A 12341-nucleotide genomic window follows, 5' to 3' on the forward strand; every position below is an offset into this window, starting at 1 on the left:
TCTGTCTCATCGGCGGTTGGCCCTCACGGCCGCGGCCAGCGGGGTGTGCGGCCCCGCGGCGAGGATCAGCTCTTCCTGCAGACGGCGCCTGGCCTGCGGGGTCAACCGGTGGAACTGCGGCCCGGGGACGTATCCTCCGGCCTCCTCTCCCGCCTTGACCTGCGTGACCAGGCCCGCGTGGCGCAACGTCCGCAGCGCCGCGTCCAGCTCGCCGACCGGCAGCCTGGTGTGCCTGCGCAGCTCGTCGACCTGGGCGGGGAACGGAGACAGCCAGCTGTCGGCGGGCAACAGCCCGTCGGCGCGGGGGATGGCCACCGAGTGGACCAGCACCAGCACCAGCACCGCGCGCTCGGCCTCCCCGAGGGAGGACCCGGCCAGCGCGGCCGTCCCGTCCTCGTAGCCGGAGGTCCACCGCTCACGGTCCTGGACCAGGACGCGGCCCCGCCGCCGCAGCATCTCCGCGACCGTACGGCGTGGCGCCGGATCGCGCAGCGCGGGGAAACGCGCCTCGCCGACCGGCTCGGCCGCGTGCTCGACCGCCATGAAGGCGGCCACGATCTCGGCCCTGCGCCGCTCGTCGAAGGGGGCGAGCAGGTCCTCGTCGACCCCGTCGGGCTCGGAGACGCTCGCGGTCGCGCCCGCCCCGGTCTCCTCGGCGGCCTGCCGCCCGGTCCTGTCCTGTGGCCTGTCCTGTGTCCTGTCAGGGGCGGGCAGGACGTCGAGTCCGGTGGAGCCGTCCTCTCCCGAGGGGAGACGCCGCAGCAACTCCCTGAGCTGGGCGTGGGAGGCGGCGGGCCAGCCGGCGCAGCGGGGGCCGAGCCGTACGAGACCGGCGTCGACCTCAAGCCAGGCCGAGTCGTGCAGGCGGCGCAGCGCGCCGATCGCCCAGTTGCGCATGAGGTCGTCACCGCGGCCGATCAGCGCCCGGTAGGCGGACAGCACGTCCTCGACCGGCGCGGGGGAGCCGGGCCACGGATCGGCGGACAGGTCGTTCCAGCAGCACTTCAGCGCCGCGGCCAGCACCCGTCTCGTCTCTCCGGCCCGCTCCACGTTCACCGGCGCGACCTGGTACTCGTCGAGGAGGGACGGCGTCGCCCCGTCGGGCCAGGCGGGCAGCGCCGTACCGGTCCCGTCGGGGTTGCCGAGCCGGGTCATCCCCGGGGGAGCGGGCTCACCCGCGCCGAGCGTGAGGGGGCCGGCCGCCCTGGCCCGCGCGTGCGCCAGCTCAGGCGTCATGGCCCGTCCTCTCCAGGAGCCCGTGCGAGAGCCATGACGGCTCCCCGTCCGGGTCCGCGGTGAGGGCGTCCGACCAGCGCAGCCGGTAGGGGGACTCGGGACGAAGGTCGGCCGAGACGAGGTCGGCCAGCAGTCTGCGCGCGGAGACCCACTCGCCGTCCGCGGTGAGAAGCTCCTCAAGCCGGGCGCTCGGCCGCCCGGCGAGGGCCGCCTCGGCGACGGCGGTGAGGTGGTCGAGCCCGCCGCCACCGGGCTCGTGGGAGTCGGCGGGGCCGGGATCGGGCAGCGCGGAACGTGGCGGCGTCGGCTGCGCGGGGGCGGGCCGGGGACTCTCGTCAACGGCCCTGACGATCGCCGCAGGATCGTGCCACGGCGCGGGGACGTCGAAGACGAACCCGTCGAGCACGGCGGCGAGCCGCTCCCTGGGCGCGGTCTGGGCGAACGTCCGCCAGGTCTCGGCGGGCAGCAGGGTGAGGTTCCTGGTCGTGCCCGCGGAGTCGGCCAGACGGCCCGCGGCCCGGCGGGAGGCGTCGCTGTAGGAGTAGATCGAGGCGCGCAGCTCGGTGCAGGTGCGGTCCAGGTCGGGCCAGCGGGTGAGGATCGTGGCGTGCAGGCTCTGCGCCCTGCGGGCGATCTCCTCGGTGCCCCAGAGCTTGGGCGCCTGCTCACGCAGCTCCTCGATGGTGCCGCCGGTCAGCGTGATCAGCTCAAGCGCCCACAGCCTGAAGGCCCGCGACAGGTTCTGCGCGCTGAGCCGCGCCTCCTCCATGGTCGTGCGGGGGTCGGCGACGTTGAGGTCCTCCAGGGCGAGCAGCCGGTGCATCTCCGACTGACCGCCGTCGTCCATCATCCGCCGGACGAACATCAGCCCGACCACGCTGGTGAACGACGCCCGGTAGCGGAGCTGGTTCGGTTTGGGGAAGACCTCACGGATCGCGCCGAGACCCCTGAGCACCCGCAGACGGTTCTCGAACAGCTCAAGGGGGTAGGCCCGGCAGACGTGCCGCATCTGCTCGTGGGTCAGCCACTCCTCGCCCGCCTCGGCGAACGCCGCGAACAGCGTCTCGGCGATGTCGACCAGCACGGGGTCGTCGACCACGGCGCCGCTGTCGCGCGCGAGCGCGGCGAACATGCGGCGGTAGGTGGCGAGCACGGCCTCCTCGGAGAGGGCCGAGTCGAGCGTGATCTCGTGGTTCGTCTCTGGCACGCGCCCTACCGTAAGGCTTGGGCCCGACAATCACGGCCCTGACGCCGTACGGCACCGCGCCCGCGGTGGGGCCGTACGGCACGTGAGGCGCACGAAGATGATCGGCGGGAAAGGGGACGGGGGTTCCGGCTGGCTCACAAAGGATAATGGATCAGGGCGAATTCCCGATCATGCGTGATATTTCCTGATACCTGCCGTGTTTAACGAATTGTGGCAGTCCTTGAATGTTTGCGTTGGAGGTCCATTTTGCGATCGTGGGCAGGGCGGGGGTGGTCGTGGACTGGACCGTGGACGCAGGCGGGGGCAGGATGGATTTCACCTGGTCTGGGGGCGGAAGAGCCGTTCCGGATATCCGATTGTTCGGATTCGCGCCCCTGGGGAGGCGTAATTCGCGGGGGGTGGGTACTCGTCTGGCCTATCCGGGTGGCGAACGGTTCCGGCGGGTAGCACAATGATTTCCGCGGGTGACATCCGGAGCAATTAACACATAAGCTTCCCGCCGAAAAGGGGACACGACCCGTGATAAGCGTCCTGATCGCCGAGGACATGCACCTCGTTCGCGGAGCGATGGCCGCGTTGCTCTCCGTCGAGCATGACATCAAGGTGGTCGAGGAGGTCGGTCACGGCGACGACGTGGTGCCCTCCTGCCTGCGGGCCAGGCCGGACGTCGCCCTCCTCGACATCGGACTGCCCGGCACCGACGGCCTGTCGGCGGCCTGCGAACTGGCCAGGGTGCTGCCCTCCTGTAAGAACGTCATGCTGACGGGCCTGGCCACCCCAGCCGCGCTGCGGCGCGCGCTCGACGCCGGGGCGCGAGGCTTCGTCGTCAAGGACGCCCCGGCGGGAGAACTCGCCGAGTGCGTGCGCAGGGTCGCCGCGGGCGAGCGGGTCATCGACGCGGAGCTGGCCGTCGCCGCCCTCCACGCGCGGGAGAACCCGCTCACCGCCCGCGAGCTTGAGGTGCTCCAGGTCGCGGCCGAGGGGGAGCCGGTCAACGAGATCGCCAAACGGCTCTTCCTCTCCGGCGGAACGGTCCGAAACTACCTGTCGCGGATCCTCGCCAAGATGGGGGCCAGGACCAGGGTCGAGGCGGTCACCATCGCCCAGGAGTCGGGCTGGCTGTGGCCCGAGGACGTCAGGCGGATCGGCCTGATCCGCTACCGCTCACGGGCCTGATCCAGGCGCTCCCGGTTCGAGACCGGTGTGCCGGGCGAGGAAGGCCAGCATGTCCGCGGCCAGGCCGACCGACCGGCTGACCGACCTGGCCCCGTGTCCCACGCCGTCCTCGTGGCGCAGCACGACGGGCCTGTCTCCCGAGGTCGCCCACTGCAGGGCCGCGCACATCTTGCGGGCGTGGAGGGGGTCGACCCGGGAGTCGCCGCCGAAGGTGGTCAGCAGCGTCGCCGGATAGTCCGTGCCCTTCTCGACCCGGTGGTAGGGGGAGTAGCCGAGCAGCCAGCCCAACTGCTCGGGGTCGTCGGCCGAGCCGTACTCACCCCGCCAGGAGGGGCCGAGGCCGGAGCGCTCGTAGCGGACCATGTCGAGCAGCGGGGCCGAGCAGACCACGGCGGCGAACAGATCGGGACGCTGCGTCAGCACCGCGCCCGCCAGCAGGCCGCCGTTCGACTCGCCGCACACGCCCAGCCGGTCCGGGGTGGTCCAGCCCTCCGCGACGAGGTGTTCGGCCACCGCGACGAAGTCGTCGAAGGTGTTCTGCTTGCGGCCGAGTGTGCCCGCCCTGTGCCAGTCGGCCCCCTCCTCGCCGCCGCCCCGCACCTGGGCGAACGCGAAGATCCCGCCCGCCTCGACCCAGGGCAGCACGTAGCCGGAGTACGACGGGGCCAGCGGGCGCCCGAATCCGCCGTAGCCGTACAGGACGGCGGGCCGGGGACCCGCGCCCGGGCGGGCCAGGACGACCACCCGCACCGGGGTGCCGTCGGCCGAGACGCAGACGAACCGGTGCGACTCGACCTCGGGCACCTCGACGGCGCCGGGCGCCGCCTCCCAGAGCGTTGTCCGCCCGGTGCGCGCGTCGTAGCGGTGGACACCGACCGGGGTGACGCCGTCGGTGTAGGTGAACCAGACCTCGTGTCCCCCCTCAGGACGGGTGGACATGTGCCCGACGGAGCCGAGGCCGGGCAGGGGGACCAGGCCGAGCCGTTCCCCGGTCACCGGGTCGTGGACGCCGATCTCGCCGGTCGCGTGCCGGGTCCGGCCGACCAGCAGCACCGGTCCCCCGGTTCCCTCCGCGATCGCGAAGTCCCCGATCACGGCCTCCGGGTCGGGGCCGACCAGTTCGCTCCAGCCCTCGGGTGAGGGGTGCTCCGGGTCGGCGACGCACAGCCGGCCTCGGGGCGCGTCCCGGGTGGTCAGCAGGTACAGGCGGCCGTCGGGACCGACGGCGGCGACCGTCACCGCGTCCGTCCCCTCCTGGACCGTCCGCAGCGCGGGCCGTTCGGGGGAGGAGGCGACCAGGTCGGCCAGCCACAGGTCGTTGCCGCCGGGACGGCCCGCGGAGACCGTGAGCCAGCGTCCGTCCCCGCTGATCCCCAGGCCGTAGGAGCGTTCCTCGGCGCGGACCACGACGTCGTCGTCGGCGGGGGTGCCGAGCCGGTGCAGGCAGACCCTGCGCCCCCGCACGTAGAAGAAGGCCTTCCCGCCGGGCAGCCACGCGACCGGCGAGTAGCGGCAACGGTCGACCGGCCCGTCCACGACCTCGCCGGTCATGACGTCCGCGACGTACAGACGCGAGTGCTCGTCCCCGCTCCTGGACAGCTGGAAGGCCAGCAGACGGCCCTCGGCGTCCGGCTGCCAGTGGTCGAGCGTGACCAGGCCGCCGGGGTCGAGCACCCCCGGATCGACGAGCGCCCTGACGTTCTCCCCCGCTGCGGCGGTGTACAGCACGGCGTGCTCCTGCCCGGCCGTACGGCGCAGGAAGAAGCGACGCCCGCCCCGCCACATCGGCGTTCCCGCGGTCCCCGCCTCGGTGAGCGCGGCCACCCTGGCGTGCCACCCGTCACGGCCGGGCAGCGTGGCGGCGTGGGCACGCCACAGCTCGTCCTGGGCGGCGAGCCAGTCACGCGTCCTCGGGTCGTCCCCGTCCTCAAGCCACCGGTACGGATCGGGTACGGCCCGCCCGCCCAGAAGGTCGACGACCGGTTCCCGCTCGGCGGGCGGATAGATCATGGGACAAGCTCCTGGTTCTCGGCGGGGTTCCAGTGCCCGGCCAGTTCCGCGTACGGCGGGCACGAGGCGAGCAGTTCGTCGTGGGTCCCCAGCCGGACGTCGACGCCGTCCATGACGAGGATCCGCCGGGCCCTTCTCGCGGAGGTCAGCCGGTGGGCGACGACCAGCAGCGTGCCGCCCCTGCGGGCGAAGGCCTCCTCCGCGACGGCCTCGGCGACCGGGTCCAGGTGGCAGGTCGCCTCGTCGAGGACCACCAGGCGGGCGGGGCTCAGGTAGGCGCGGGCCAGGGCGACGAGCTGACGTTCGGCGGGGGAGAGCAGGCCCGGATCGACCTCGGCCGAGTGGCCGCCGAGCCTGGCGACCAGGGCGGTCAGCCCGACCGCGTCCACCGCCTCCTCGACGGCCTCGACCGGCGTTCCCGCGGCGGCCAGGTAGGTCAGGTTCTCCAGCAGCGTTCCCCGGAAGACGTAGGCCTCCTGGGGGATCAGCACCCGGCTCGCCGGATCGAGCAGGCCCGCGGGAACGCCACCGACCAGGACCTCCCCCGTGTCCGGCGGCAGCACCCCGGTGACGAGCGCGGCCAGCGTCGACTTGCCGATGCCACTGGGGCCGACGACCGCGACGTGGTCGCCGTCCGGGATCGACAGGCCGAGGCCGGAGATCACCGGCTCGGCGTGCGGGCCGTAGGCGAACCACACGTCGCGCAGCCGTACCCCGGCGTCCCCGGGGGCGCGCCGTTCCACCTCGGGGCGGGGCGGGGCGCCGTGGCGCAGGACGCGTTCGAGCGAGACCCGCAGCCGGACACCGCTCATCCCGAGGCCCTGCACGAGGTTGCCCAGCGCGGGGGCGAGCGACTGGGTGACGTAGACCAGGGCGCCGAGGATCACCCCGGCCCCGGCCCCGCCGCGTACCAGCCAGGGGGTGCCGGCCAGGATCAGCAGCACCGGAAGCCAGCCCCCGACGGCGAGTGAGGCGGTGCGCAGCGCGGTCACCCCGGCCAGGGCGCGCCCGGCCCGTTCCTGCAGCCGCACCTGACGGCCGAGGTCGTCGGCCACCCGCGACCCGGCGCGGCAGGCGGTGATGTCACGCAGCGCGCCCGCCATGTCGGCGAGCGACTCGGCGGTGCGCTCGTCGGCGAGGATGAACTCCCGCTGCCGCCGGGCGAGCGCGGGCAGCGAGAGCAGGAACAGGCACAGGCCCGCGGCGAACGGCGGCAGGACCAGCACGAGCACACCGGGAGCGAGGGCGCCCAGACCGAGCACGACGCTCACCACGGTGAAGGCGAAGGACCTGACGACCGTGATGACCGAGGCCAGGGCGTCCCTGGCCAGCTCGACCTGGAGGTTGGCCCGGGCGACGGAGGCGGTTCCTGGGCCGTTCCCCGCCGTGGCCGAACGGCGCAGCGCGCCGCCGACGACGTGGTCGAGCAGTTCCTCGCGGAAGGGCTCGACCACGGCGCCGACGGTCAGCACGACCTGGCGCGCGCCCACCGCCGCCACCAGCCAGGCGCCGCCCAGCACGGCGAGCCAGGCGAAGCCGATCCCGGCCCGGCCCGCGGTGAAACCGTCGTCGATGGCCCTGGCCACGGCCAGGCCGACCACGAGGGCGGGCGCGGTCTCGGCGACCGACCAGGCGCCCAGCCTCAGCAGCAGGCGGGGTTCGCGCAGCAACGCCCGGCGGACGGGACCACCCGGTACGGCCGCCCTCACGACGCACCCGCCCCGGTGACCGGAGGGCTCGGTAGAGGCTGGAAGACGGCCCGGTAGGCGGGGTCCCGCCACAGCCTGGCGTGCGTGTCGCAGGCGCGCACCCGCCCCTCCTCCAGCCAGACCACCAGGTCGGCGGAGGCGGCGGTCGTGGCCCGGTGCGCCACGATCATCCGGGTACGGCCCCCCAGCTCGCCCGCCAGCGCCCGGCTGACCTGACGCTCGGTGACGGTGTCCAGGCTGGAGGTGGCGTCGTCGAGGACGAGCAGGCGACGGCCGTGCGCGAAGGCCCTGGCCAGGCCGAGCCGCTGCCGTTCCCCGCCGGACATGGGGGCCTCGCGCAGCGGCGTGCCGTACCCGAGGGGGAGCCTGCGTACGAAGCCGTCGGCGCACGCGGCACGGGCGGCGGCGTGCACGGCCGCCTCACGGCCGTCCGTCCCGGCGACGCCGAGGCCGACGGCGCCGGAGATCGTCCCACCGGCCAGGACCGGGCGCTCGAAGGCGTAGCCGACGGCCGCGCCGAGCGCCTCTGCGGACAGGTCGGGCAGCGGCACGCCGTCCAGGCGGACCTGCCCGGTCTCCGGGTCGGCCAGCCGTCCCGAGAGGGCGGCGAGGTGGGACTTGCCCGAGCCGGACCTGCCGACGACGGCGACCGAGGAGCCGCCGGGGACGACCAGGTCGATCCCGCTGAGCACGCCCGCGCCGACACCGCGCAGCTCCAGGGTGCCGGGGCCCTCCGGCAGGGACAGGCCTCCGTAGGCGATCACGGGCTCCTCGGTCAGCTCCGCCAGGCGGCCCGCGGCGGCCCGTGCCCTGGCCAGACGGCCGACGTGGCCGAGCGCCGCACCGAGTCCGGCGCCGAGCACGACGTAGCGGGCGGCGGCGTACAGCTCACCGGCGGTGAGGTCGCCCCCGGCCAGCCGTAGCCCGCCGACGCCGAGCACGGCCACTTCGAGCAGTGGCACCACGGCCCCCGCCCTCACCCCCGCCTGGGCGTTGGCCCGCCACATGTCCATGGCGTGCGCGCGCAGCCGGGGCAGGGGGGCGAGCACCCGGGCCCGTTCCCGCTCCTCGGTGCCGGCCGCGGCGATCGTGCGCGCCCCGGAGAGGGCGTCGACCAGGCGCGCGGCGATGTCGGCCTGCGTCCGCTGGTAGTCACCGGCGAGGGAGGTGGTCGTGCTGAGGAAGGCCCGCAGGACGAACGCGATGAGCACCAGACCGGCGACCAGGGTCAGGGCGAGCCAGACGTCGATGAGGACGAGGGCGACCAGGCCGCCCGCGGTGGGGACGAGCAGCGCGGCCCCGGTGACGATCGACTCGGGCGCACGCCCGGCCTCGTCGGCGTTGACGCCCATCCGGGTGACCAGGTCCCCCTCGGGGAAACGGCGGGTCATCGCGGGACCGGCCCCGAGCACGTGCCGCAGGATCCGCAGCCGCAGCCACCGGGTGGCCCGCGCGCCGCCGCCCCCGGCCGCCCAGACGCCCAGCACGTCGCAGGCCGCGATCAGAACCACCACGGACCCGCAGGTCACCAGCCAGGTACGGCTCGCGGGCCCGGTCGCCACGAGCGTGTCGACGGTCCTGCCCAGGACGTAGGGGAGCGCGAGCTCGCCGAGCGCGCCCGCCAGGGAGGTGAACACCAGCACGTACAGCCAGGGACCGCTGTGCCTCAGCGTCCGCGTGACCAGCCGATCCGCCGTCCGCACCGTTCCTCCTTCGCCGCGGGTTCTCGTGGAGGGCTTCCTTGTATTTCTTGGTATTTCCTGGAAAGGGCGATGCCCGGGACGGCTGCCGTCGCCGGCCGTCCCGGGCATCCGCTTGACTAGTGGCAGAGCAGCAGGCTGAGGTTGCTCGGCGTGTGGGACTCGCAGCCCAGGACGGTCAGCGTGCTGCCGCCGCCGCCACCGTGGCCGCCGGGGGTCTCCAGGGTCTGCAGGTCGAGAAGAACCATGGTGTAACTCCACTTCTGGGGGAAAAGCGCTTACCGGGGGATACGCGAAGAACCTCGGGGGAGGCTCAGTGGCAGAGCAGCAGGCTGAGGTTGCTGGGGGTGTGGGACTCGCAGCCGAGAACGGTCAGCGTGCTGCCGCCGCCACCGCCGCTGCCGCCGCCGGGGGTCTCCAGGGTCTGCAGGTCGAGAAGAACCATGGTGTGACTCCACTTCTGGTGAGCTGGAAGGGTGAGGGGGTCAGTGGCAGAGCAACAGGCTGAGGTTGCTCGGGGTGTGGGACTCGCAGCCCAGGACGGTCAGCGTGCTGCCGCCACCGCCGCCGTGGCCGCCCCCGGGGGCTTCCAGGCTCTGCAGGTCGAGAAGTACCATGTGATCTACACCTCCTTCGATCTTGGTGTTCGTGGGAGTCGAGGTCGCTCGGCGGTTCACGCAGGCGTTGCCTTGGTCAGGGAGCCTGCGCCGCCGGGCGGCCCGGTAAAGGGGAGGAACACCGGCTCGTCGCGCAGCACGGTGCTCATCGCGAAGAGGACTCCGGCCGTGCCGGTCGCGAAGTCCATGGAGAGCCGCATCAGCTGGTCACCGGGGAAGGCCAGGCCGCCCGCGTACGGCAGGGCGTGCCAGCCGAGCCCGCTCAGCTGCGCGGACACGAGGTCGTTCAGGGCCGTTGAGCCTCCGGTCCTGGCCCGTCCGGCGCCCAGGGCCACGATCATGCCGGCGCGGCCGGTGAACAGGCCCGGCTGGACGTAGAAGCCGGCCCCGGTGACACGCTCGCAGCCGTCGAGGGCGGTCCTGAGGTCCGCGTCGTCGCGGTGGGCCAGATAGCGGCCCAGCGCCAGGGCGATCCCCACCGACCCCTCGTCGAGATAGGGCAGGACGCGCCAGCCCTGGGTGACCTGGAGGGAACCGTCCTCGTTCGTGGTGCACCGCCGCAGGTCCTGGCGGAGCGCGACGGCCGCGCCGTCGAGCATCGAGGGGCCGCCGCCGCGCTCGTAGGCGTGGGTGAGGAGCAGGGCCGGGCCGCTTGAGCCGTACATCAGTCCCGCGCGGGGGTTGCTCCCGCCGCTGATCTCGGGCACGTCGCCGGGGCCGCCGAGCCGGTCGGCGCAGACACGGGCGATCCGGTGGGCCAGCTCGGTCAGGCCCGTCTCGCCGGTCGTCTCGCCCAGGTGGAAGAGGGTGAGCCCGATGCCGGACAGGCCGCCGAACAGGCCCAGGTCCAGGGCCTCCCACTTCTCCCGCATGCACCGTTCGACGATGTCGAGCGCGTCCTGACGGTGTCCGAGCAGGTCGAGCACGTACGCCACCCCATGCAGGCCGTCGTAGAAACCGAGGCCGGTGCCCGGTTCGGGGTCGAGCGCCCCGCGCCGCAGCCACTCCTCATACTCGGGGAAACGGCCGCAACCCGCCCGTTCCAGGGCGTAGAGCACGCCGGCCGCGCCGTGGGCGACGCCGAGACCGCCGCCGGGACGGAACTGGGCGATGTCGCCGGGGAAGAGACGGTCCTTCCGCTCGGGGGTCGCGCTGGCCAGGATGGCCCTGGCCAGTGACTCCCTGACCTCCGGCCAGCCGTCGCTCTCCGGCCGGGGTATTCGGGTGGGGGTCGTCTCCGTCGCGCCGAGGATGGTCGTGACGGCCTCCTCGACCACCTCGGGCGGCACCGGGAAGGTCCGGGTGACCAGCTCGCCCAGGTGCAGGACCTTGGCCCGGTCGAGCGGGAGCATGATGGTCAGCTGCGGCGCGAACAGCCCGAGGCACAGACAGGCCAGGGCGTATTCGTCGATCTCGACGCCGTTGCGGTCGCGCGGCGCCCCGAAGGCCGGGTGGCCGAGACTGGCGCGGGCGTTGTCCTCGGCGAGCGTCGCCACCTCGTAGTCGATCAGGACGAGGCGTCCCTCCTCGGTGAGGAGGATGTTGTTCGGGTGCAGGTCGCCGAAGACGACGCCGCGCTCGTGCAGCGCCCGGACCGCCTGCCTGACCTTGGGAAGCATCTCCAGCGCCCAGGCGGTGTAGCCGGCGACGGCCTCCTCGTCGCGGACCGCCCTGGTCAGGGGGTAGCGCTTCACCAGGTGCCGCTGCAGGGGGTTGCCGTCGACGAACTCCTGCACCAGGAAGTGGTGCTCGCCCAGTGTGAAGTAGTCGAGCAGTTCGGGCACCGCGTCGAGACCGGCCAGCCTGCGCAGCATGTCGCGTTCGTGTGCCAGCCGTGCGACCGCGTCCCGTCCCGCGGCGTCGAGCCCGGCGTGCGGGCGCCCCTCCTTCAGCACGACCCGTCGCCCGGTGCCCCGGTCCCGTCCCAGGTAGACGCCCCCGCCGTTGGAGAACTGCAGCACACTCTCGATCTCGTACGGCAGGCCGCCGGTGGTGACCGCGTTGCGGGCGGCGAGGTGGGATTCGAGGAAGGCGGGCAGCCGTACCCAGGAGGGCAGACTGAAGGCGGGGCCGCGGACGTCGGGCACGAGACGCCCCGTGTCGTCCTCGACGGCCAGCACCAGCTCGCCGTTGTCGGCCACGCAGTGCCTGGGCACGAAACCCCCGTAGCGCACGAACAGCGGGCCGTCGCCGTAGCGCAGGTCGCTGAGCACGTAGGGGCCCCTGACGCCGCGCAGCAGCTCGTCGAGCTCCTTCAGGACCAGTTCGAGCTGGGCCTCGTCGACGGGATAGATCGTCACGAGCTTGCCGCTCGACCCGCGGGCGGCGGCCTTGGAGTTCAGCATGGCCATGATCGGCAGGCTGCGCAGGAACTTGAACGCCACACCCCGGGGCACGCAGTAGTCCCACACGACCTCAAGGGCACGCTCGGCGTCCTCGACACACGCCGAGACGTGGATCTTCCACCCCTGGGCGGGCGTCCTGCCGTCGGCGGGCGCGTAATGCATCCAGGTGTCGCCGGCCTGGTGCCTCCAGCCCGGCGGCACCTTCCGGGTCGCCTGGGGGAAGTCGGTGTGCTCTCCCCGGGAACCGTCGAGGGTGTCGTAAAAGATCCGGTCAGCGAGACAGTAAACCTCATACTGGGCATTCACGGCATTCTCCCTGCTGTCTTCCAGAAGGAAGAATT

10 protein-coding genes are annotated in these 12341 nt (G+C 73.3%); 1 reads left to right on the forward strand and 9 read right to left on the reverse strand.

The genetic code is table 11. The annotated features are described in order from the left end of the window. Nucleotides 1-6 precede the first annotated feature (6 nt). Together ABT340_RS16140 and ABT340_RS16145 are read right to left on the reverse strand one after the other, a co-directional pair. Entirely contained in the window at nt 7-1236 is a 1230-nt protein-coding gene (locus ABT340_RS16140) for a hypothetical protein (protein ID WP_352011521.1), read from the reverse strand. Continuing rightward, nucleotides 1226-2443 (reverse strand): hypothetical protein, encoded by a 1218-nt coding sequence (locus ABT340_RS16145; RefSeq protein ID WP_352011522.1) that lies wholly within the window; start codon nt 2441-2443, stop codon nt 1226-1228. Before ABT340_RS16145 ends, ABT340_RS16140 begins: the two co-directional genes overlap by 11 nt. Before the next feature lie 519 nt (nt 2444-2962). Here ABT340_RS16145 and ABT340_RS16150 point away from each other — a divergent pair. After that, on the forward strand, nt 2963-3619 hold the full coding sequence (locus ABT340_RS16150) for a response regulator transcription factor (protein WP_352011523.1): 657 nt from the start codon (nt 2963-2965) through the stop codon (nt 3617-3619). On the opposite strand, the gene ABT340_RS16155 is transcribed toward ABT340_RS16150, so the two are convergent. The 7 genes from ABT340_RS16155 to lanKC all read right to left on the reverse strand — a co-directional run bounded on the left by ABT340_RS16155 (nt 3608) and on the right by lanKC (nt 12306). Then, nucleotides 3608-5629 carry a prolyl oligopeptidase family serine peptidase gene (locus ABT340_RS16155; RefSeq protein ID WP_352011524.1) on the reverse strand — a complete coding sequence of 674 codons (2022 nt, stop codon included), beginning with the start codon at nt 5627-5629 and terminating at the stop codon, nt 3608-3610. The two genes, ABT340_RS16150 and ABT340_RS16155, sit on opposite strands and share 12 nt — an antisense overlap. Then, nucleotides 5626-7338, reverse strand: coding sequence for an ATP-binding cassette domain-containing protein (locus ABT340_RS16160; protein WP_352011525.1), 1713 nt, complete (start codon nt 7336-7338; stop codon nt 5626-5628). Before ABT340_RS16160 ends, ABT340_RS16155 begins: the two co-directional genes overlap by 4 nt. Beyond that, entirely contained in the window at nt 7335-9041 is a 1707-nt protein-coding gene (locus ABT340_RS16165; protein ID WP_352011526.1) for an ABC transporter ATP-binding protein, read from the reverse strand. The genes ABT340_RS16160 and ABT340_RS16165 overlap by 4 nt, the downstream gene beginning before the upstream one ends. A 116-nt stretch (nt 9042-9157) precedes the next feature. After that, nucleotides 9158-9286: a SapB/AmfS family lanthipeptide gene (locus ABT340_RS16170; RefSeq protein ID WP_352011527.1), complete on the reverse strand. Its 129-nt coding sequence runs from the start codon at nt 9284-9286 to the stop codon at nt 9158-9160. A 65-nt stretch (nt 9287-9351) separates the two neighbouring features. Beyond that, on the reverse strand, nt 9352-9483 hold the full coding sequence (locus ABT340_RS16175; RefSeq protein WP_352011528.1) for a SapB/AmfS family lanthipeptide: 132 nt from the start codon (nt 9481-9483) through the stop codon (nt 9352-9354). Between the two features lie 40 nt (nt 9484-9523). Beyond that, nucleotides 9524-9655: a SapB/AmfS family lanthipeptide gene (locus tag ABT340_RS16180; protein WP_352011529.1), complete on the reverse strand. Its 132-nt coding sequence runs from the start codon at nt 9653-9655 to the stop codon at nt 9524-9526. Between the two features lie 56 nt (nt 9656-9711). Continuing rightward, on the reverse strand, nt 9712-12306 hold the full coding sequence (gene lanKC, locus ABT340_RS16185; protein ID WP_352011530.1) for a class III lanthionine synthetase LanKC: 2595 nt from the start codon (nt 12304-12306) through the stop codon (nt 9712-9714). Nucleotides 12307-12341: the final 35 nt, after the last annotated feature.

This window comes from Streptosporangium sp. NPDC000239 (assembly GCF_040300765.1).
GTDB lineage: Bacteria > Actinomycetota > Actinomycetes > Streptosporangiales > Streptosporangiaceae > Streptosporangium.